Genomic DNA, 20,511 nt, shown 5'->3' on the forward strand with positions numbered 1-20,511 from the left:
GGTTCCTTAAATATTGATGGCGCGCGGGCGCTTCGACTTCACCCAGATCGACACGAGCATTCTCGTGAAATTCACGGCGGTGAAGACCGAGGTGATGATGCCGATCAGCAGCACGACCGCGAAACCGCGGATCGGGCCGGACCCGAAATACATCATCAGCGCGGCGGCGATGGTGTTTGTGATGTTGGCGTCGAAAATCGCGGTGGAGGCTTCCTTGTAGCCCGTTTCCAGCGCGTCGAGCATCCGTCGCCCTCGTCGGAGTTCCTCCCGGATGCGCTCGTTAATTAGCACGTTGGCGTCAACTGCGGCGCCAATGGTGAGCACGAAGCCGGCGATGCCGGGCAGCGTCAGCGTGGCGTTGAAGATCGCCATGATGCCGAGGATCATGAAGGCGTTCACCAGCAGCGCGAGCGACGCATAGACGCCGAAACGGCCGTAGGTTAGGATCATCAGGCTGATCACCGCCAGCGTTGCGAAGAGTGAAGCGATTGTGCCGGCCTCGATCGAGTCCTTGCCCAGCTCGGCGCTGACCGTACGCTCCTCCACGACGTTCAGCTTCACCGGCAGCTTGCCCGAGGCGAGGCTGACGGCGAGCGCGTTGGCGCTTTCGACGGTGAAATTGCCACTGATCTGCGCCTGTCCGCCGAGGATCGGCTCGTTAATGTTCGGCGCCGATAGGACTTTATCGTCGAGGATGATGGCGAACGGCTTGCCAGTATTTTCCTGGGTGACGCGGCCGAAGCGGCGCGCGCCGGCAGCGTTGAACGTGATGCTGACGACCGGGCGGCCGTCCTGGTCGAAGGCCTGCTTGGCATCGACCAGCTGTTCGCCCGATACCATCACGCGACGCTGCACGGCGATCGCGCCGGTGCCGTCGGCCATCGGCAGGACTTGGCTGCCCGGAGGGGCGCGGCCCGCAGCGACCTGAGCCGGATCCGCATTGAGGTCGACCAACTTGAATTCGAGGCGCGCGGTCTGGCCGATAAGGTTCTTCAGCGCTTCGGGGTCTTCGACGCCGGGTACCTGAACGAAGATTCGCCGGTCGCCCTGGTTGATGACGGTGATTTCCTTGGTGCCGCCCGGATCAATCCGGCGGCGGACGACGTCGCGAGCGACGGTCAGCGAATCCTTCAGCGCGGTCTTCGCGCCGGATTCGGTAGGAGTCAGGACGATGCGATTGCCGTCGACAGTAGTGACGTCCCAGTCGCGAGCGCCGGTTAGTCCGACGGGGCGCGTCAGCTGCTGCATCCGGTCGAACGCCGCGGAATGTTGGGTGGGATCGCGAACGAAGAAGCTAAGTTTTCCGCCGGAGGTCGAAACGTCACCAACTTGGATACGGGGTTCGCCGCGGCGAAGCTCGGTCGTGACGGTGTCTTCCATTGCTTGCAGCCGCTGCTTCGCGGCGTCGGCGATGTCGGCTTCCAGCAGCAACTGGCTGCCGCCGGCGATATCAAGACCAAGGTTGATCCGCGCGCTGGGGACCCAGCCCGGCCAGCGTTCCACTTCGCTCTTCGGGAAGAGGCTGGGGATCGCCAGCGCGATTCCGGCAAGAATGACGAGGGTGACGGCCCAGATTTTCCAGCGCGGGAAGTCAAGCATCAGTCGTTGGCCGGCTGTGCTGACTTTGGATCCACGACCTGCGTGAGGGTCGATTTCACTGCCATGACGCGAACGCCCTGCGCCAGCTCAACCTCGACCTCTGTATCGGTTACTCGCGTAACCTTGCCAATCAGGCCGCCGCCCGTGACGACCCGGTCGCCCTTCTTCACTGCCGCGATCTGCGCTTGGTGTTCACGCATCCGCTTCTGCTGCGGGCGAATCATCAGAAACCAGAAGATGACGAAGACGAGAACCAGCGGAATCGTCTGGATGAAGAAGCTGGTGCCGGCCGAGGGCGCGGCAGCGGCAGCGAGAAGCAATGTCGTGATCATGGCCTGAGAAAATCTCTTCGTCGAAGATGCGCCCGAGGGTGCCCGGACGCTAAAGGTGGCGCCGCCTATCACGGCTTCGCCCGCCTTGCCAAGCGATGCGCGGGGCCGTAGAGGGCGCGCTCTCGACTGCCAAGCCCGTTAGGGCGCGGCAGTGCCAAGGTCGGGGCGTAGCGCAGCCTGGTAGCGCATCACACTGGGGGTGTGGGGGTCGCTGGTTCGAATCCAGTCGCCCCGACCATTTTCAAATTGAAACAGGATCGTCGCCGGCAGGCGCCAGCGGCAAGTTCCGCCGGGCCAGCCATGACAAATGCATGGTGGCTCCGGCGGCTATCCGTCCACGGGTTACCGTGCGGCAATGGTGATCGCGACGGCCGCGATCGACGAGCTTCCGTTCAGGGCAATTTCCTGGTCGCGGGCGATCGCTTGGGCGATTTGCGGCTTGGCCATCGTCCACGCGCCGGACGAGCAGCGTCCGTATCCGGCATCGCGAAGGCCCATCTGGGCGGTGTCGTAGAGGCAAACGCGCTTCACGGCGCTTGCGACACGGAAGTGAAGTTTCCGCGCATCCTTGGCTTTCGCCAGGTTGAGGTCCGCGAATGAGACGCGCTCCGTGCGGGTGTTCTCGTCCTGCTGGCCGTAAACGACGACCGGCTCACTCTGCGCCGCGAGGGCGGGCATACTGCCAAGACCGGCCCCAAGGGCCGACGCAACCAGCAAAGTCTTGCCGAGGTTCGATTGGGTCAACATTGTGCATCTCCCTTTGTCCACCGCGTCTGGTGGATGAAAAAGGGAATGCAACCGCCGCCAATCCATTGCACTTCGACTTCGATCAGGCCACCGGACAGTTCGACTTGCCGCCCAACGGTCGGCCGCCTTCGACCAATCTGCGAACGGCAATTATCGGCGGGCGGGCAACACTCGGCCGATGCAGGTGCCGAAACCGATCGTCACCGCGCCATCGGCCGAGCAAAGGGCGGACAGCGTCAGTTCGTCGCCATCCTCGAGGAAGCTTCGGGTTTCGCCGTTCGGCAGAACGAGCGGTTCGTTGCCGCCCTTACTGATTTCCAGTAGCGAACCTAGGCCCGACTGCCGGTCGGTCGAAAGCGTACCCGTGCCGATCAGGTCGCCAGGTTGGAGATTGCAGCCGTTCGACGCATGATGCGCCACGATTTGAGCTGCGGACCAATACATGGCCGCATCCGCCTCTCCTTCGCTCAGGACATACGGCGTTGCACCAGCTTCGCGCATCGCCGCGGTGGACAGGCTGGCTTTTAGCCCAATACCGAGCCCGCCCGACTGCTGGTCAGCTCTGTCCGACAGGTATGGCAGCGGATCCGGATCACCTTCCGGTCTTGGCGGCACGGCCTTCCGGAACGGCGCGAGCGCGTCAGACGTGATCACCCATGGCGAAATACTGGTCTGGAAATTCTTGGCGAGGAATGGTCCTAGCGGCTGGTATTCCCACGCCTGCAGGTCGCGGGCAGACCAATCGTTGAGCAGGCAATAGCCAGCGATGTGATCGCTTGCCTTGCCGATCGGAATCGTTTCGCCAAGGCGATTGCCGCGCCCAACGAAGATACCGAGTTCCAACTCATAATCGAGGCGGCGCGATGGGCCATATTCGGGCGCCTCGGCCTCGGGCTGCTTGCGCTGCCCCTTGGGACGGACCACCGGCTGGCCGGATACGGTCACCGAGCTGGCCCGGCCGTGATAGCCAATCGGCACATGTTTATAGTTGGGCAGCAAGGGACTGTCCGGCCGGAACTGCTTGCCGACGTTGGTCGCGTGGTGAATGCCGACGTAGAAATCCGTGTAGTCGCCGATATGGCAGGGCAGGTGCATCGTCGTATCGGACTGATCGATCAAGTGCGGCTCGACCGCCGCACGCTGCGCCTCCCCGGACAGCAGGTCCGACAGCAGCCTGCGAAGCGCCCGTGAATCTTCATGCCCGCGCGCGAACCAATCGTTGAGGTCGGCTCGTGTGAGGGCCGGAAGCCAGCGGTCGTCGAGCAATCCGGTCTCGGCCAGTCCGCGCACATCCAGGATCTTATCGCCAATCGCGCAGCCGATCCGCGGCTCCCCGCTGCCGACGGAGAAGACGCCGAGCGGCAAGTTCTGGATCGGGAAATCGGCGTGATGGTTGGCCGTGGCAACCCAACTCTTCCGGGCGGGATCGTGCGTTTCGTCGATATTGGTCATTTCGGCAGTTGCGCTTTCGGAAAGTCGGCCCAGGCGAGGTCATAGTCGGGTTGCGCCCGATCCAGAGCGAACCGCGTCGGGACGTAGGGCCAGCAGGTTTCGACCATGAACGCCATGGTGCTTTCGATTTTCATCGGCTCGAGATCGGCGTCGCTCGCTTTGCGCCAGCTTTCGACGTCGGGTCCGTGACCACTCATCAGATTGTGCAGCGAAAGGCCGCCCGGCTGAAAGCCCTCCGCCTTGGCGTCATATTCGCCGTGGATCAGGCCCATCGCCTCGCTCATCACGTTTCGGTGGAACCAGGGCGGCCGGAACGTGTCCTCGCCCACCATCCAGCGCGGCGGGAAGATGACGAAGTCGGCATTCGCGCGGCCCGGGACGTCGCTGGGCGATGTCAGGACGGTGAAGATCGACGGATCAGGATGGTCGAAGCTGACCGTTCCGATCGCATTGAACCGCGCCAGCTCGTATCGGCACGGCGCAAGGTTGCCGTGCCACGCGACGACATCCAGCGGGCTATGATCGAGCGTCGTCGTCCACAGCGATCCGAGATATTTTTGGATCACCTCACATGGGCCGTCGACATCTTCATAAGCGGCGACCGGAGTTTCGAAGTCGCGGGCGTTGGCAAGGCCGTTCGATCCGATCGGCCCAAGTTCCGGCAAGCGGAACGGGGCACCGTGATTTTCGGCGACATAGCCGGTTGCTTCGCCCTCGATTTCAATCCGGAAGCGCACACCGCGAGGGATGAGCCCGACCCAGCCGGGAGCCAGTTCCATCCGGCCCATTTCGGTGAAGATGCGCAATGTGCCGGCCTGCGGAATGATCAGGAGCTCTCCGTCGGCGTTGACGAGAACGCGTCCCGCCATCGACCGCGACGCGCGGTAAAGGTGGATTGCCACGCCTTCCAGATCGGCGGGATCCCGATTGGACATCATTGTCACCAGCCCGTCGACGAAGTCGGCGCCGCCGGGCAGGTCGGTGGGCGGATCCCATCGGAGGCGGTTGGGCGCAACAGGTTCGTTCGCCGTTCCGGGGGCGAACAGGCTAGCGCCCTCATATCGCTCGAACGGGCGGTGATCGGCGGTCGGCCGCATCCGGTAGAGCCAACTCCGTCGGTTTTCATGCCGGGGCGCGGTGAAGGCGCTGCCCGATAATTGTTCGGCATAAAGGCCAAACGCCGGACGCTGCGGGCTGTTACGGCCTTTGGGAAGGGCGCCGGGAACGGCCTCGGTTTCAAACTGGCCGCCAAAGCCGGTCAAGTAGGAAAGCTGGTTGGACACGGATGCAAAAACCCCCTCGGTTCCGCTTGGGGAAACGAGGGGGTCGTTACGCGCGTCTGATGCGCTAGGCAATTAGTTGACGTTGACCTCGATCTTGTCCGGAATGCTGATTTCCGTCTTGTCGGCGCCAAAGCCAAGCTGATCGCGGAAGAGGAACAGTAGCACCAGCACGACGATTACCAGCAGAACGACGGCGAGCACGCCTCCGCCACCGCCGCCCCCGTCCGTTTCGACGATTGTGGTGCGCTCTACGGTTTCGGGTTCGTCGGCCATTGGTTCACTCCCTGTATGTTCTATTCGCTGGCGAAACGAACGAATGCTTGGCGGGCCGGTTCCCTGCAACGTCCTTTGGAACGATGTCCTTTCTTATCCGCTGACTCGACACCGCGGGAGTCACGCAGATGAAGAGCCACGCCATTTCCCTTTCGATCGTCATCGCACTCGCCGGGTGCAGCGGCAGATTCGGGGAAGCGGCGAACGAGAATACGGCTACAGATTCGTCGAACGATCCGCCTCTGCCGGTAGACGGGAAGTCAGCGGCGCGCTTTCTGGGGATCACCAAATCCGGCCAACCGGACGGACATCCCGCCACTCGCTCGCCAGTTTCTGAAGGCGTAATCGATTCGAAAAGCGCGCAGGGTGCGGGCCACGTGTTGCAGCGCTTCGGGGCATTGCTGGAACAGCGCGACTTCGCGGACGCCCGAACGCTTTGGTCGGATGGCGGGACCGCCAGCGGGCTGACCGAAACGGAATTCATCGCGGCGTACAACAAATATGCAGAGATCCATTCAAATGTTGGAGCGCCCGGCCGACCCCAGGGTGCGGCAGGCTCCATCTACATCGATGTCCCCTTCCGGCTTTACGGGACGCTCAAAGACGGCAAGCCATTCAACCTGGTCGGGCCTATCACCCTGCGACGCATAAATGAGGTGGATGGCTCGACGGAAGAGCAACGACGGTGGCATATAGCACGCAGCGGGCTGAAGTCCTGCCCTTGAAGCATCCCTATTGGCCTTGGTTCGTTGCGTGACGAGAAAGAAGGAGGAAAGCGATGAGCGGTTTCGAGGACGTCAAGGAACATATGGAAGTGATTGGCGCCGACGGCGTGCACGTCGGGACTGTGGACCGGATCGTCGGCGACCGCATCAAGCTGACCAAGGCAGACAGCGGCGAAGGCAGTCATGAAGGCCACCACCATTATATTTCGCGTGGCCTCGTCGCCGACGTCGAAGGTGATCAGGTGCGCCTGTCGGCCAACGCCGACGTCGCGGTGACCTTCGAAGAAGAAGAAAGCGATTCCTAAGTCGCAGTTCCGCCCTCGCGGGCGGCGGGTCCTTCGAGCGCTCTGGCTCGTTCCGCTTCTGCTCTTCGCGGGCGCGATGCTCGACCCTGCCCTGATTCCGCCGGTCGGCCCGCTCGCGGCGCCGGCCGAGCAGGTTTCGGCGACCTTCACCATGTGCGGATCCGGGCGCGGCAACGCCTGCATCGTCGATGGGGGCACGTTCAAGCTGGGACTACGCAGGATCCGGATCACCGGTATCGACGCACCTGAACTCGCCGAGCCGCTTTGCCCGCATGAGGCAGCGCTGGCCCGAAAGTCGGCTGACCGCCTGCGTGCCTTGCTGAACGACGGCGGGTTCGAAATGCGTGCGCATCGGCTGCACAGGACCGATCGCTATGACCGCGAATTGATGGTCGTCGAGCGCAACGGCATCTCAATCGGTGGCAAGTTGATCGACGAGGGACTTGCCCACCGCTACCTCGGGTCGAAGCGAAGCTGGTGTTAAATGGCGACATGAAGCGCAAGCGGTACGACGAGCTGCTCGAGCCAATGGAGGCCGAACTTGTCGGCATGGCACGCTGGGCCTCCGTCACCGGGCAGCGTATCCTGATCCTTTTTGAAGGCCGCGATACGGCTGGTAAGGGCGGCGCGATCAAGGCAGTATCGGACAAACTCAATCCGCGCCAATGCCGGACGGTGGCGCTCGGCAAGCCAAGCGAGGCGGAAAATGGCCAGTGGTATTTCCAGCGCTATGTCCCGTACCTGCCGGGCAAGGGCGAAATCGTCCTGTTCGACCGCAGCTGGTACAACCGCGCCGGCGTCGAGAAGGTGATGGGCTTCGCGACGCAGGATCAGGTCAACGCGTTTCTCAAGGCGGTGCCGGCGTTTGAGAGGCAACTCGTAGACGACGGCATATTGCTCTTCAAATATTGGCTAGCCTGCAACCAGGAAAAGCAGGAAGAGCGCTTCGCCGAGCGGATGGACGATCCGCTGAAGCGCTGGAAGTTGTCCCCGATTGACCAAGCCGCGCGCGAGAAATATGCCGACTACACGACAGCCCGCGAAGCGATGCTAAAGGCCACGCACACCGGGCATGCGCCTTGGACGCTGGTCAACTTCAATGACCAAAAGCGGGGACGGTTGACGCTGATCCGCGACCTGCTCGATCGTCTGCCGGATACGCGCTGTCCCGAAGAAAAGATCGCTTGGCCGCCGCTAGGCCATGAGCCGCTGGACGAGGAGTTCGGAGTCGTGAAGCCAATTGCCGACTTCCCCATAGGCAAGGACCGGGACTAACGATCCACCGACGCGACCTGGTTGATCTGGAAACCTACCGCCCTCGCGAGCGGGCAGCGCCTGATTGCCACCACGGTTGCGGTTCCTGAAAGCAACATGATGCCGATGATCGCTGTCATGACTGACGCAGATGGCAGGAGCGCGCTGCAACGTAGTGACGGATATATGACGCGCACATGAAAAAGAGCCGGCCTGAGGCCGGCTCTTTCTCTATTAGGCGGCGCCTAGTTGCAGCGCAGGTTACCGCGGTCGATTGCCTGACCGAGAATCGCGCCCGCGGCACCGCCGATGATCGTGTTGACGGTCCGCGAACCGCCAATGTTGATCTGATTACCCAGTAGGGCACCCAGCCCGCCACCGATGATCAGACCGGTCGTGCCGTCGTTGCGACGGCAATAATATTGACCGTTCTGGCCTCGGTAAATGCGGTCGTTCCGCGTCATCCGGCGATCGGCATAATAATCGCCGCTGCGATAATAGCGGTCCGCATAGTAGCGATTATAGCCGGACTCGTAGCGATTATAATCGTAGCGGTTGTACTGGCGCCAGTCGCGGGCGGCCTGACGGCGATCGCGGCGCGTTTCGCGCTGCGCCTGGTTGATCTCGCGGCGGCACTCCCGAAGCTCACGGTTATATTCGCGGCGGTTGTCGGCGCGGCGAAGTTCTCGGGCACATTCGTTTCGCTCCTGCCGAACTTCGCGGTTCTGAGCCTGGGCGGCGGCGGGCATCGCGAACGGCGTTGCGACAGCAGCGGCTGTGGCGGCGACGAGCAGGGTCTTCATCTTCACTCTCCTTAATGGAGGGCCCGATGGATGCCGGGTCCTTGAGATGAAAGCTGGACGATTCGCACTGAACGGATTCTGAGGCCGCCGTTCATCGGGCGGCTTAGTTCAAGACGCCGTTAGCGCTCGTTGTCCCAGATCATGTGGATGATGCGCCAACCCAAGTCCGGATGGTTGAACAACTGGATGGAATTGATCCCGCTCCGCTCGGGCGTCGCGTCGTCGGGCGAGGCTCGCGCCTCGTAGGCGCTCCAGACATGGGCCATGTTGCCGAAGCGGTCGATCCGGCGACTCGTCTCCACTTCGTAGAAGGCATTGGCGGCGAAAAAGGGCGCAACATTGCGCGCGTAGTCCTCGAGTCCCATCGACAGCATTGCCGGCCAGCCGTCCTCGTCGATGAAGGTGCGAACCTGGCGCGCTTCGGGAAGGAAGCAGTTCGCCTGCCGGCTCCAGTCGCGGTCACCGGCGGGTCCGCTGATCATCGCATAGATTTCATCGATAACGGCACCAATCTCTTCTTCGTCGCTCATCTTCCGCTCCTCCCTTGGCGGACCATTGCTAACGAGGCGGGAGACAGGCGCAATCTTTGCTGCCACCAAGGCGGAATGCCCCGTCGCCGTCGAAAGCGTGGCTGGGCGAGGCGCATTGCCATCGCCTTGCTGGCCATTCCATTGCTCTACCTCTGCCTAGCGGTCGCCGGGGCGCTCGTCCCGGTCAACGCCGGATGGGATGAGCCAGGCGAAGGCATCACCATCTATATCGCCGACAATGGCGTGCATGCCGACCTCGTCCTTCCGGCCCGAGCCGAGGGCCTCGACTGGGAGCCGCTAATGCCGCGCAGCGACTTTGCCAACGTCCCGGCCGATGCGCGCTGGGTGGCGTTCGGGGCGGGCGAGCGACGAGTCTATCTCGAAACGCCGACCTGGGCAGATCTGTCGCTCAAGACGGCCGCGATCGCGTTGACCGGCGGCGAGCGAGTGATGCACGTCGAGTGGGTCCGAGACCCGACCTACTCTGCCCGGTCCATCCGCCTGACACCTGAACAATATCGCCGGCTGTGGGCCTCCATCCGCGCCGGCTTCCGGCTCGACGCGGAGGGAATGCCCGTCCGCATCGACCACCCCGGCTACGGACCAAGTGACGCATTCTATGAGGGCGTCGGCAAGACCAATGCGGTTCACACCTGTAACCAGTGGGCAGCCAGCCGGCTACGGCTTGCAGGAGTTAAGGCGCCAGTGTGGAGCCCTTTCGTCAACGGACTGACCTGGCGCTACCGTAAAGCCGATCAGAGCACGTAACGGCTAAGGTCAGCGTTCTTCGCAATCCCGCTAAGCTGCTGATCAACAAAGCTGCGATCGATGGTAAGCGTATCGCCCTTCCGGTCCTCGGCGGTGAAGCTGATCTCTTCGAGCAGCTTTTCCATCACCGTCGACAGGCGGCGTGCGCCGATATTTTCCACGGCGTCATTCACCTCAGCCGCGACCCGCGCCAGCTCGGCAATGCCGTCGTCGGCAAACTCGATCGTGACGTCCTCGGTCTTCAGGAGAGCCCGATATTGCTCCGTCAGACTGGCGCGCGTCGCCGACAGGATTCGCACGAAATCCTCTTCGGTCAGCGCAGCAAGTTCGACGCGGATCGGCAAGCGGCCCTGAAGTTCCGGGAGCAGGTCGGCGGGCTTGGCGACATGGAAGGCGCCGCTGGCGATGAACAGGATGTGGTCGGTCTTGATCGGCCCATATTTGGTCGCAACAGTGGTGCCTTCGATCAGGGGCAGCAAGTCGCGCTGGACACCTTCACGGCTGACCGAGCCGCCGCGCACGTCGCTAACCGCGATCTTATCGATTTCGTCCAAGAAGACGATTCCATTGGCTTCGGCGTCGGCCAGCGCAACGCGGGTCACATCATCCTGATCGACGCGCTTGTCGGCCTCTTCCTCAACCAGCTTGGCGAAGGCGTCCGGCACCTTGAGCTTCCGGCGCTTCTTGGGAGCGCCGCCCATTGCCTTCGACATCATTTCGCTAAGGTTGATCATGCCAACGCCGCCGCTCCCGGGAATATCGAACGGCATGTTGGGCGCCTCGGATACTTCGATCTCGACCTCTGCACTGTCGAGACTGTGGTCGGCGAAGCGCTGGCGGAAGCTGGCCCGGGTCGCCTCGGAGGAGCCTTTGCCAGTCAGCGCGTCGAGCAGGCGCTCCATGGCCGCGCCTTCGCTGGCTTCGCGCACCTTGTCGCGGCGGCGTTCCCGCTCGAGCCGCACCGCTTCCTCGACAAGGTCGCGGGCGATCTGCTCCACGTCGCGACCGACATAGCCCACTTCTGTGAACTTGGTCGCCTCGACCTTCACAAACGGAGCATCCGCGAGCTTTGCCAAGCGCCGTGAAATCTCGGTCTTTCCGCACCCCGTCGGGCCGATCATTAAGATATTCTTGGGCACCACCTCGTCGCGAAGCTCGGGGCTAAGCCGCTGCCGCCGCCAACGGTTGCGCAAGGCGACGGCGACGGCTTTCTTCGCTTCGGTCTGGCCGACGATATGCTCGTCCAGCGCGGCGACGATCGCCTTCGGGGTCAGATTGTCGTTCATATTCTCTCTTACTTGCCGACCGTTTCGATGGTCAGCCGGTCGTTGGTGAACACACAGACTTCGGCTGCGATGGCCATCGCACGCTTTGCCAACACTTCGGGATCGGGCTCATATTCGCTAAGCGCGCGGGCGGCGGCGAGCGCGTAATTTCCGCCCGAGCCGATCGCGGCGATCCCGCCTTCGGGTTCAAGCACGTCTCCGTTCCCTGTCAGGATCAGCATCGTGTCCTTGTCGGCGACGATCATCATCGCTTCGAGGTTGCGTAGATATTTATCGGTCCGCCAGTCCTTCGCCAGTTCGACCGCCGCGCGCAGCAACTGGCCGCGCGATGCTTCCAGCTTCTTTTCGAGCCGTTCGAAAAGAGTGAAGGCGTCAGCTGTCGCGCCGGCAAAGCCGCCGATGACGCTGCCGTCGCTGCCCAGCCGCCGGACCTTTTTCGCATTAGGCTTGATTACGGTATTGCCGAGGCTGACCTGCCCATCGCCGGCGATCACCGTCTTGCCGTCCTTCTTCACCCCCAGGATGGTGGTGCCGTGATACTGTTCCAACATAAACTCCCGCTCGGGTTCGATGCGGGATGTGGGAAGGCCGCCACAAGTGCGCAAGCCGGGAATCCTCCCCCAGCCTATCGCTGCACGCCCTCCCATGGCCGGATTCCGGTTATGCCGGACTGCGACTTTGAGCCGGCTTGGTTAGCTAAGTCCTCGCGCGCGAATGATTAGTGGACTAAAATCCCGACATGTACTGCACCGATTAAATTGATACGATCCTTTTTGGTGTCCAACGGCATAGATTTTTGAACCTGTTCTGATGGTAGACGGCAATTATATACTTGACAAAGCAGCGTTGAAATCTATGGTGTTTGTCAACGGAGAGACGCAATGGACATTACCGCCCCCCGCTTCACCAATGAGGATAGCGCCCGCGAGCATCTTGAAGCGCTACGCTGGCCGGATGGTGCAGAGTGTCCGCATTGCGGCCTCATTGACGCCACCAAGCTGACCGGCTCGCATCACCGTCCCGGCCTCTACCAGTGCAACTCCTGTCGCGAACAGTTCACCGTCACCGTAGGCACCGTGTTCGAGCGCTCCAAGGTCGGGCTGCATAAATGGTTGCTCGCTACGCATCTGCTTTGCGCCTCCAAGAAGGGCATGAGCGCCAAGCAGATCGAACGTATGCTTGGTGTAACCTACAAAACCGCTTGGTTCATGTGCCACCGCATCCGCGAGGCCATGAAGGACGATGGTTCACCCCTAGGCGGCTCTGGCCAGATCGTTGAAGCCGACGAAGCATTTGTTGGTGGCAAGAAGGGCAATCGCCTTTCCGGTAAGACAGCTCCTGCGAAGAAGGTCGTTGCACTAATTGAGCGCGACGGTCGCGCCCGCTCGTTCCACGTTGCCAACCTCCATGCCAACAACCTTCGCAGCGCGCTCGTGACCAACGTTGACCGCCAGTCCTACCTCATGACCGACGAAGCCTACGCATACCGCCTCGTCGGCAAAGAGTTCGCGATGCATGGCCGCGTTCTTCACAGCATCCGCGAGTTCGCCAAGGCGGGCGGCGTCGTTCACTCCAACACCGCAGAGAACTTCTTTTCCATCCTCAAGCGTGGCGTGATTGGCACCTACCATCACTGGAGCGCCGCCCACATGCACCGCTATCTGGCCGAGTTTGACTTCCGCTACTCGACCAAGGGCAGCAATGATTTCGAGCGCTCCGAAATCTGCCTCAAGAACATCGCTGGCAAGCGCCTCACCTATCGGCGGGCTAATCCGCTCGCAGCCTGATTACTACAAGGCCCCGAACGCTCTGGGTGAGCGCCGCAAGCGCTGGACTAGTTAACGCGAGCGTCTTCGGCTTGATCTATCTGATAGTTGAAGCTGTAGCGCGTCTGCCTGCCAGCTTTGTCCAAATCAAAAGGGAGCTGCTGTTGGTCGTCCTCGCGTGGCGGCAGCTCCAACGTTGGGCGATTGGCGTTCATCCAAGCGGCGATAACGAAGCCCACAATGGCTACCACCACTCCAATAAGAGCGGGCGCTATCAGGCCAAAGTCCATTTATCTCTCCGCATCCAGCGACTTAAGAAAGAACGCTCCAGCGTATATAAGCAATCCGGCCGCCAAAAACCATCCGCCCGTAGCAGGAGCAATCCGGCCATCTGCATAAGATTGCACGGCTGCCGCTGCGATAAGACCCGCGCCTAGATTGGACGCAATGCCCGCAAGCATTTTCTTTGTTTCGTTCCGCCGTAAAACGGCAGTCCGATACTCCTCTTCGGAATGATAAACTTTCCCCGCCATTGGCAAGAACTGGACTCATTACTAATCGGCGTCAATCATTACGCCGCCGAATCGCCGTACTCCAGTGGAGGGACTAATGGCGGCCTATCCAGTTAAGTGCCACACGCCTGATAACTTAGACTTGGACCGGCGAATACAGGGACTTGGAGGCGATTGGGGATGGAAGCCAATCGACCGCATCATTCAGATGATCGAGGGCGGTGACTTATTCTGGGTTTCTGTCGGCGGCAGGGGCGTGGCGATAATTGTGAAATCTCGAAACGGCAGAAAATATCTGACGACTTTCGGCGACGATCATCCCCCAAACAACCTCCTTAGCCTTCCGAAATGCCCGTCACCGTAGCGACAGGGGAAGCAAAAGATTCTGGCTGCATTGCCCATGCAAGCGCTTGTTGCGCTGCGTAGAGGCCGGCGTGTTGAAAAGGGTCAGGGTAAGCAGCCAGACGCGCCTCTATGCGCCGCAACTCAGCTTGGATGTGCTTCATAAGGCCTCCGCTTTCGTGGTTCGTCATTCGCTCTTGTGGTTTGACTCGGTAGGCGCGGCCTTCTTGTCGACCTTGTGCGGCCTTGGCTTGCTCGCCAGCATCCGCCGCAGCACTTCGTCTTCCTGCTTTTGATTGGTGTCGGTCATGGATGAAAATCGCCTCCTGCCCAAAAGATACGCTGAGGCGCTTGGTTATTCCACACTTGCCTGGGCCTTGCTGGAAACAGGCCTAGACATCCTTGTCGCAATTACTTTCCACCGCTTCGACGGCAATCAAAGCCATCCGGAGATCCCTAGAAGCCTGTCCCGAAAGATCGGCTACCTTAAAGATATTGCGAAGCTCAGGCCGGGGCATCCTTGGGCCAATCGCATCCTTGCTATCGCCGCCACCGCCGGAGAGCTTAGCGACGAACGCCACCACGTTACACACGGCGTCGCAACCGGCGGCTTCGACGGGGAATCCACCTACGTCTTTCGGCTATTGTATGAGAAAACCATGCACCAGCCGCTTGAGAGGCCGGTTTCGGTAACGCAATTGCGAGAACTGTCCGCCAAAACACGGGATGCAGCTATCGCCGCATTAGACCTAGCGCACGAGATGGTTGATGCGATCAAAGATGTGGACAACGATCCTGTCGGCAAGGCTGGCCGCTGACTCAGGACTAAATTCCCACTCCCAAAGCTGGGCGCGAACCCACTCCTTTACCTCATCGGTTAGGGCGTCATGGCCTTGAAGAGTGCTCTGCTTTGTCACGTATATAATTGCCTGGTAGACGAGGTTCTTGTGGCGTGCGATGCCTAAAGCCGAAGTACCGCTACCCGAAGGAACCCCGCTTGCTGTTCGATCGACTGGCCGTTTGCCTGCCCCTCGCCCTGCTCATCCTGCCGGTTCCTGCCCAGGCACAATTGTCCCGCAGCGAAAGCAGCATGATCGCCCATATCGATCGTGAGCAGCAGAGGACGGTCGCGATGCTCGAAACGTGGGTCAACCAGAACAGCGGGTCGCAGAATATCGACGGCGTAACCAAGGTTGGCGAGATGCTCCGCAATGAGCTGGAACCGCTGGGTTTCAAGGTCGACTGGGTCGACATGCGGTCGACCGGCCGCGGAGGTCACATCGTCGCCCGCCATCCGGGCAAGGCGGGCAACAAGCGCCTTCTGCTCATTGGCCATCTCGACACAGTGTTCGAACCCGACAGCCCGTTCCAGCGCTGGACCCGCGAGGGCGACAAGGGCGAGGGTCCGGGCGCGGGTGACAACAAGGGCGGCATGGCGGTAATGATTGCAGCGCTCCGTGCCATGCGGGCAGCGGGGACACTTAAAAACGCCAATATCGAAATTGTACTGACCGGCGACGAGGAGGATAGCGGCAACCCGATCGACGTCGCCCGCCGCGACTTGATCGCGGCTGGCAAGCGCGCCGACATCGCGCTTGATTTCGAAGGGTTGAGCCAAGTGGTTGAAAATGGCGCGCTGGTCGACATGGGATCAATCGCCCGGCGCAGTTCGGGAAGCTGGACGGTGACGGTCACCGCACAGGGCGGCCATTCCAGCGGCATCTTCTCCAGCGCAGCGGGCAACGGCGCGATCTACGAGCTAGCGCGGATCATCGACACATTCCGACGCGAGTTACCAGAAGACAAACTGACCTTCAACGTCGGTCTGGTCGGTGGCGGCGACACCGCAAAGCTGGATGAAGGACGCATCCGACTGAACGCAACCGGCAAGACCAACATCATAGCCTCGATCGCAGTCGCACGGGGGGACCTGCGCGCGATCAGCGAGGAGCAGATCCAGCGGACCCAGAACAAGATGAAGGCCATCGTCGGCCGCTCGCTGCACGGCGCGAAGGCCGAAATCATATTCGACACCGGCGGCTATCCGCCGATGGCACCAACCGCGGGCAATGCGGCGTTATTGGCCAAACTCAATCGCATCAATGCCGACCTGCGCCTGCCCGCCATGGGCGCACTCGATCCGCTGAAGCGCGGAGCGGCAGACATCAGCTTCGTTGCCAAGGACGTCGACGGGATCAACGGGCTGGGTCCGGCGAGTACCGGCGACCATGCGCCGGGTGAAGCGGTCAACATTCCCAGCATCTGGCGGCAGGCCAAGCGCGCCGCGATCCTGATGAGCCGTCTGGCCGCGGAAAAGCGATAGAGCGCAGGCGCGGAAGTCCGCCGTTCCGTAAGGTAAGCTGTGGCAATCCCGCAACTTGTCGGGACTCCCCGGTCAGGGCAATAAATGACCCTTGAAAGGCCGCGCGGTTCGACGCGGCCGCTGGGGAGGAATCACATGACCAAGTATCGCCTGCTGACTGCGTCCCTGCTCGCCGCGAGTGCCCTGACCTTCGCAGCGCCGGCCGCCGCTCAGCGGATCGACAACATCGTCGCGTTCGGCGACAGCTACGCCGACGACGGCAACGCCTTCGAACTGGCCGGAATCGATCCGGTCAGCACGCAGGTCTATACCACCGGTCGTTTTTCGGGCGGCACCAATTATATTGACACGCTGGCCGAGCTGATCGGAGCATCGATCGAGAATTTCGCTATCGGCGGTGCCAAGACCGACAACAGCAACGTCAACGTCGGCCTGCCCGGCTTCCAGTTCGAAGTCGCAGCTTTTCTCGGCGGCGGTCTCGTTCCCGCCTTCCCTGCCGGTGACGGCCTATTCGATGAAGATGACCTGCTGGCGATATCGATTGGCGGCAATGACGCACGCGCGTACCAGTTAGGCGGCGGCACACTTGCCGGCGCGCCGGGCGCGGCGACGGTGGCAGCGGCGAACGCAACCTTCGGCATGGACGCGCTTGTTGCCGCCGGCGCACAGAACATCAGTTTCCTGGCAGGCGACACCGGGCGGCTTCCGGAAATCGCACCGAATCCCTCGGGAGCGACGATCCGCTCGTCCTTCTCGACGACCTTCAACACGGCCATGCAATCGACGCTCGCGGGCTATGCTGCCGACGGCGTCATCGTCCACTACCTTGACCTCAACCTCCTACTCGACAATGTCATCGCCGACCCGACGGCATACGGCATTAACAACGGGCTGGTTTGCCCGATCTTCCCCAACCCCACCTGCGTCGTCAACGCCGGCGGTTACCTCTTCTATGGTGACGCGCTCCACCTGACGTCGGACGGCTACAAGGTCGTGGCCCAATATGTCGCAGCCCAGCTAACCGCCCCGCTGACCCTGCAGGCGCCCAGCGACCTCGGCCTCGACATGGCGCGCCAGTTTGGCCGCACATTAAGCAGCCGGATGGACACGGGCGCTCCCCGTGACGGCGACATGCCGGAAGGGCTTAAATTCTTCCTTGTCGGCGACACAGTGTCGCGCCATCTCGACGCGGGCGAGCGCAACCTCGACTATCGCGCTACTAGCGTCGGCGCGACTGCTGGCCTGCAATATGGCTTCGGCTCCGGCGTGGCGGGCCTCGCGATCAACTATTCCAAGCCCAACGTCGGCTTCACCAGCGACGCGGCGGACGTCGACAGCCGGTCAGTCCAGGTCGGCGGGTTCGCCGGCTTCGGCATCGCAGGTGGCTTCGCGCAGGCCTATGCAGGTTATGGCTGGGACAAGCATAACCTGAAGCGAGCGGGCGTCGTCGATGGCATGGAAGCCGAAACCGACGGGAAGCATTTCCTGATCGGCGCAAAGGCCGGTTACCTGATGTCGGTTGGCACGATCCGGGTCGGCCCGGTCGTCGCGCTCGACTATGCTAAGGCCAAGGTCGACGCCTACACCGAGGAAGGCGACCCGGTCCTGACGCTCAACGTCGACCAGGTCACCTACAAATCGCTTCGCGGTAGCGCTGGCCTTGAAGTTCGCGGTGATTTTGAAGGCGGCGGCGTGCAGCTTCGCCCTTACGCCTCGGCTATGGTCGAAAAGGACTTCACGGGCGACGAGCGAGTGGTCCGGTTCTCGCAGACCTCGGCCCCTACGATCGTCAACAGCTTCGCGCTGAGCGACGCGTCGAAAAAGGCCTATGGTCGCTTCGGCGTGGGCTTCAACGCGGCTATCCTCGACGGCGTCAACCTCGACCTCGCGGGGTCGGCGACGATCGGCAAGGACCAAGGCGAAGAAACCTCAGCCCACCTCGGTCTGCGTTTCGGCTTTTAACCTTCGGACAAGGAAGCGGCGGCGGCCAAACCCGGCTGCCGCCTTTTCTTTGCGCCCAAGCTGTGCATGAGCAGTCCGAATGACCGGTCGGCGTGCCAGCTCAGTACTCGTCCCGGAAAGATTCAGCCGCTTGCGGCTCCTTGCGAGCGCCCGCCGCTTTCGAAGGACCAAGCTGGTCGAAAGCGTCGACCAGCTCGAGGTTCTCTCCAAGGTCGACGAGGAATCGGCTCTCTCCGCCCGCTTCATCTTCATGACGCTGATGTCCGCCGGAATCGCAATTCTCGGCCTTCTGCTATCGTCTCCGGCGGTCGTGATCGGCGCGATGCTGCTGTCGCCGCTGATGGGGCCGATTATTGGCGCCGGGTTCGCCCTGGCGGTTGGCGACGCGATCGAATTGCGGCGGTGCTCGCGAACAATGCTGGCGGGCACTCTACTGGCAGTCGCGATCAGCGCCTTGATCGTTCTTTGTTCACCGATCCAGAGTGTTACATCGGAAATCGCGGCGCGGACCCGGCCGAACCTGTTCGACTTGCTCGTCGCGCTCTTTTCGGCGTTGGCCGGCGCATATGCTATGATCCGCGGGCGCGAAGGGACAATCGTCGGCGTAGCGATTGCTACCGCCCTGATGCCGCCACTAGCCGTGATCGGCTATGGCCTTGCGACGGCAAATTGGACGGTGTTTGGCGGCTCGCTGCTGTTGTTCATCACCAACCTGATGACAATCGCGCTGTCCGCGGCAGTGATGGCACGGCTTTATGGATTCAGTACCCAACTGACGAAGAAGCAGACGCGGCTCCAAGTTCTCGGCATCGTCGGTGCATTCGCGGTGCTGGCTGTCCCGCTGGGCATCTCACTGAAGCGAATCGCGTGGGAGGCCAACGCCTCGCGGCAGGCCTCATCCATTATTCGCGGCGCCTTCGATCCGAAGGCGCGCGTCACGCAGGTCGAATTTGACTTCGACGCAAAGCCCGTCACCATTACCTCTTCCGTCCTTACCCCGCGGTTCGAACCGCATGCCCAAACGAATGTCACCAATCAATTGGCCCAAGCGCTCGGGCGCGAAGTGAGCGTGAAGATCAACCAGTACCGCGTTGGAACTGACATCGGCGCGGCCGAGGCAGCCGAACTGGCGGCAGCAAAGGTTAAGGCGCAGGCGGCAGCGACCGACCGGCAGGTTTCGCAATTAGTCCAGAATGTCGCGCTGGCAGCGGGCTTAGGCCGCAACGACGTCGTGGTCGATCGCGACCAGCAACGGGTCTTCGCACGCGCCCGGCCGATCGACGGCGCGACGCTTGCTGGCTATCGCGAGATCGAGCGACGCGTTGCGGCCAATGCGCCCGGCTGGCGGGTGGAGATCACCCCGCCGCTGCGTCCTCTGCCTACCGTTCGTTTCGACGATGAGGATCGCCCCGATACGGCCGCCATCGATCTTCTTGCCTGGGCAGCCCGGCGGGTGTCGGCGCCGATCGAATTGTCGGGATCGGCCCAGCACGTTGCCATTGTTCGCCGGGAGCTTGATCGTCGCGGCGTCTCCGACATTCGCGAAGTCGAGGGAAACAGCGCCGAGGTTCACCCGCGCTGGGCCCCTCCAGCTGAAGATTAGGACCCAAGGCAGTCCAAAAAGACGGTGCGTGCCTCGGACGCGCCGCGGACCGTCAACCCGGCGCCCTGGCTCACGCCTACCTGAACCGCGCCGTTCGAGCCGAAAGTGCGCTCAACCGCGCGAGCCATATCGCCCGCCGGAACGACCGCCTGCCATGCCGTCTGGCCCGCCCGCTGCGTGACGCCACGCACCGGGACGGATGCCGCCGTGCCGTTGCCGGTGAAACTAAGCGTCCCGCTGCCCCCGTCCGGCGCGCGGGCGCCGCGGACGAACACGAGTTCCTTTTTGCCGTCGGCGGCGTCGCGACACTGGATCGAGAGGGCCGGGTCCGCCGCGGCAGGACCATAGGTCGCCTTCCGCTCGGCGCTGCTGTAACTCCACATCATCCCGTCGGTCGCGGCGGGGGTTGCCATTTGCTCGGCACGCTCGGCCGCGGCGGCATTGGCGGGCGCCGCAAGGCCGTCCGCCAATGCGTCGCCGACCATGTTATCGGCCGGCGCGACCGCCTCTTCCGCCACCGGGTCCGACCGGTCGCAGGCCAGCAGCGCGAGGAACGCCGCGAACGGCAGGACGGGAAGCACCTTGATCATGGCCGCCTAACGCCGCGTCGGGGCGGAAGGTCCATCCCATTGACAGAAAGCCAAAA

General features: G+C 62.2%; 25 protein-coding genes and 1 tRNA gene. 12 read left to right on the forward strand and 14 right to left on the reverse strand.

Going from position 1 to position 20,511, the window contains the following annotated elements:
- Positions 1–6 precede the first annotated feature (6 nt).
- Together secD and yajC are read right to left on the reverse strand one after the other, a co-directional pair.
- On the reverse strand, positions 7–1,599 hold the full coding sequence (gene secD, locus D3M59_RS04610; RefSeq protein ID WP_119532008.1) for a protein translocase subunit SecD: 1,593 nt from the start codon (positions 1,597–1,599) through the stop codon (positions 7–9).
- The gene (gene yajC / locus D3M59_RS04615; protein WP_119532010.1) at positions 1,599–1,931 is read right to left on the reverse strand and encodes a preprotein translocase subunit YajC; all 333 of its coding nucleotides are present in this window, start codon (positions 1,929–1,931) and stop codon (positions 1,599–1,601) included. Before yajC ends, secD begins: the two co-directional genes overlap by 1 nt.
- Positions 1,932–2,092: 161 nt before the next feature.
- On the opposite strand from yajC, the gene D3M59_RS04620 reads away from it, so the two are divergent.
- Positions 2,093–2,169 (forward strand) — tRNA-Pro (locus D3M59_RS04620).
- Between the two features lie 104 nt (positions 2,170–2,273).
- Here the strand turns inward: D3M59_RS04620 and D3M59_RS04625 are convergent.
- The 4 genes from D3M59_RS04625 to D3M59_RS04640 all read right to left on the reverse strand — a co-directional run bounded on the left by D3M59_RS04625 (position 2,274) and on the right by D3M59_RS04640 (position 5,686).
- Positions 2,274–2,678, reverse strand: coding sequence for a UrcA family protein (locus D3M59_RS04625; RefSeq protein ID WP_158581946.1), 405 nt, complete (start codon positions 2,676–2,678; stop codon positions 2,274–2,276).
- A 150-nt stretch (positions 2,679–2,828) separates the two neighbouring features.
- A complete protein-coding gene (gene fahA / locus D3M59_RS04630; RefSeq protein ID WP_119532014.1) occupies positions 2,829–4,130 on the reverse strand; it encodes a fumarylacetoacetase in 1,302 nt (433 codons plus the stop codon).
- A complete protein-coding gene (gene hmgA / locus D3M59_RS04635) occupies positions 4,127–5,413 on the reverse strand; it encodes a homogentisate 1,2-dioxygenase (RefSeq protein ID WP_199662358.1) in 1,287 nt (428 codons plus the stop codon). The genes fahA and hmgA overlap by 4 nt, the downstream gene beginning before the upstream one ends.
- A 72-nt stretch (positions 5,414–5,485) precedes the next feature.
- Positions 5,486–5,686 (reverse strand): hypothetical protein, encoded by a 201-nt coding sequence (locus D3M59_RS04640; protein ID WP_119532016.1) that lies wholly within the window; start codon positions 5,684–5,686, stop codon positions 5,486–5,488.
- A 128-nt stretch (positions 5,687–5,814) separates the two neighbouring features.
- On the opposite strand from D3M59_RS04640, the gene D3M59_RS04645 reads away from it, so the two are divergent.
- The 4 genes from D3M59_RS04645 to ppk2 all read left to right on the forward strand — a co-directional run bounded on the left by D3M59_RS04645 (position 5,815) and on the right by ppk2 (position 7,991).
- Positions 5,815–6,411, forward strand: a complete 597-nt coding sequence (locus D3M59_RS04645; protein WP_119532018.1) for a hypothetical protein — start codon at positions 5,815–5,817, stop codon at positions 6,409–6,411.
- 53 nt (positions 6,412–6,464) lie between these two features.
- Positions 6,465–6,716, forward strand: a complete 252-nt coding sequence (locus D3M59_RS04650) for a DUF2171 domain-containing protein (RefSeq protein ID WP_119532020.1) — start codon at positions 6,465–6,467, stop codon at positions 6,714–6,716.
- 76 nt (positions 6,717–6,792) lie between these two features.
- Positions 6,793–7,200 carry a thermonuclease family protein gene (locus D3M59_RS04655; RefSeq protein WP_119532022.1) on the forward strand — a complete coding sequence of 136 codons (408 nt, stop codon included), beginning with the start codon at positions 6,793–6,795 and terminating at the stop codon, positions 7,198–7,200.
- An 8-nt stretch (positions 7,201–7,208) separates the two neighbouring features.
- Positions 7,209–7,991, forward strand: a complete 783-nt coding sequence (gene ppk2, locus D3M59_RS04660) for a polyphosphate kinase 2 (protein ID WP_119532024.1) — start codon at positions 7,209–7,211, stop codon at positions 7,989–7,991.
- Here ppk2 and D3M59_RS12310 read toward each other — a convergent pair.
- From D3M59_RS12310 to D3M59_RS12050, 3 genes are all read right to left on the reverse strand, one after another.
- Positions 7,988–8,110 carry a hypothetical protein gene (locus tag D3M59_RS12310; protein ID WP_267896918.1) on the reverse strand — a complete coding sequence of 41 codons (123 nt, stop codon included), beginning with the start codon at positions 8,108–8,110 and terminating at the stop codon, positions 7,988–7,990. The two genes, ppk2 and D3M59_RS12310, sit on opposite strands and share 4 nt — an antisense overlap.
- A gap of 105 nt (positions 8,111–8,215) precedes the next feature.
- A complete protein-coding gene (locus tag D3M59_RS04665) occupies positions 8,216–8,773 on the reverse strand; it encodes a glycine zipper 2TM domain-containing protein (RefSeq protein WP_119532026.1) in 558 nt (185 codons plus the stop codon).
- A gap of 119 nt (positions 8,774–8,892) precedes the next feature.
- Entirely contained in the window at positions 8,893–9,303 is a 411-nt protein-coding gene (locus D3M59_RS12050) for a Cif family virulence factor (RefSeq protein WP_158581947.1), read from the reverse strand.
- A 75-nt stretch (positions 9,304–9,378) separates the two neighbouring features.
- On the opposite strand from D3M59_RS12050, the gene D3M59_RS12055 reads away from it, so the two are divergent.
- Positions 9,379–10,071 carry a TIGR02117 family protein gene (locus D3M59_RS12055; protein ID WP_158581948.1) on the forward strand — a complete coding sequence of 231 codons (693 nt, stop codon included), beginning with the start codon at positions 9,379–9,381 and terminating at the stop codon, positions 10,069–10,071.
- On the opposite strand, the gene hslU is transcribed toward D3M59_RS12055, so the two are convergent.
- Together hslU and hslV are read right to left on the reverse strand one after the other, a co-directional pair.
- The gene (gene hslU, locus D3M59_RS04675; RefSeq protein WP_119532030.1) at positions 10,059–11,357 is read right to left on the reverse strand and encodes an ATP-dependent protease ATPase subunit HslU; all 1,299 of its coding nucleotides are present in this window, start codon (positions 11,355–11,357) and stop codon (positions 10,059–10,061) included. The two genes, D3M59_RS12055 and hslU, sit on opposite strands and share 13 nt — an antisense overlap.
- An 8-nt stretch (positions 11,358–11,365) precedes the next feature.
- Complete coding sequence (gene hslV, locus D3M59_RS04680; protein ID WP_119532032.1) at positions 11,366–11,908, reverse strand: ATP-dependent protease subunit HslV; 543 nt, start codon at positions 11,906–11,908, stop codon at positions 11,366–11,368.
- Positions 11,909–12,238: 330 nt separating this feature from the next.
- On the opposite strand from hslV, the gene D3M59_RS04685 reads away from it, so the two are divergent.
- Positions 12,239–13,144, forward strand: coding sequence for an IS1595 family transposase (locus tag D3M59_RS04685; protein WP_119532034.1), 906 nt, complete (start codon positions 12,239–12,241; stop codon positions 13,142–13,144).
- A 47-nt stretch (positions 13,145–13,191) separates the two neighbouring features.
- Here D3M59_RS04685 and D3M59_RS04690 read toward each other — a convergent pair whose 3' ends face one another.
- A complete protein-coding gene (locus D3M59_RS04690) occupies positions 13,192–13,413 on the reverse strand; it encodes a hypothetical protein (protein WP_119532036.1) in 222 nt (73 codons plus the stop codon).
- A 319-nt stretch (positions 13,414–13,732) separates the two neighbouring features.
- On the opposite strand from D3M59_RS04690, the gene D3M59_RS12315 reads away from it, so the two are divergent.
- On the forward strand, positions 13,733–13,999 hold the full coding sequence (locus D3M59_RS12315) for a DUF3892 domain-containing protein (protein WP_119532039.1): 267 nt from the start codon (positions 13,733–13,735) through the stop codon (positions 13,997–13,999).
- Positions 14,000–14,164: 165 nt separating this feature from the next.
- On the opposite strand, the gene D3M59_RS12320 is transcribed toward D3M59_RS12315, so the two are convergent.
- Positions 14,165–14,287 (reverse strand): hypothetical protein, encoded by a 123-nt coding sequence (locus D3M59_RS12320; protein WP_267896920.1) that lies wholly within the window; start codon positions 14,285–14,287, stop codon positions 14,165–14,167.
- On the opposite strand from D3M59_RS12320, the gene D3M59_RS04705 reads away from it, so the two are divergent.
- The 4 genes from D3M59_RS04705 (at position 14,286) to D3M59_RS04720 (ending at position 19,865) form a co-directional block, all read left to right on the forward strand.
- Positions 14,286–14,795, forward strand: a complete 510-nt coding sequence (locus D3M59_RS04705) for a hypothetical protein (protein ID WP_119532041.1) — start codon at positions 14,286–14,288, stop codon at positions 14,793–14,795. The two genes, D3M59_RS12320 and D3M59_RS04705, sit on opposite strands and share 2 nt — an antisense overlap.
- A gap of 179 nt (positions 14,796–14,974) precedes the next feature.
- The gene (locus D3M59_RS04710) at positions 14,975–16,300 is read left to right on the forward strand and encodes a M20/M25/M40 family metallo-hydrolase (RefSeq protein WP_407695423.1); all 1,326 of its coding nucleotides are present in this window, start codon (positions 14,975–14,977) and stop codon (positions 16,298–16,300) included.
- A gap of 135 nt (positions 16,301–16,435) precedes the next feature.
- A complete protein-coding gene (locus tag D3M59_RS04715; RefSeq protein ID WP_158581949.1) occupies positions 16,436–18,262 on the forward strand; it encodes an autotransporter domain-containing protein in 1,827 nt (608 codons plus the stop codon).
- A 130-nt stretch (positions 18,263–18,392) separates the two neighbouring features.
- Positions 18,393–19,865, forward strand: a complete 1,473-nt coding sequence (locus tag D3M59_RS04720) for a DUF389 domain-containing protein (protein ID WP_233543134.1) — start codon at positions 18,393–18,395, stop codon at positions 19,863–19,865.
- Here the strand turns inward: D3M59_RS04720 and D3M59_RS04725 are convergent.
- Complete coding sequence (locus D3M59_RS04725; protein ID WP_119532047.1) at positions 19,862–20,455, reverse strand: hypothetical protein; 594 nt, start codon at positions 20,453–20,455, stop codon at positions 19,862–19,864. The genes D3M59_RS04720 and D3M59_RS04725 overlap by 4 nt on opposite strands.
- Positions 20,456–20,511: the final 56 nt, after the last annotated feature.

Source organism: Sphingomonas edaphi (assembly GCF_003583725.1).
Taxonomy (GTDB): domain Bacteria; phylum Pseudomonadota; class Alphaproteobacteria; order Sphingomonadales; family Sphingomonadaceae; genus Sphingomicrobium; species Sphingomicrobium edaphi.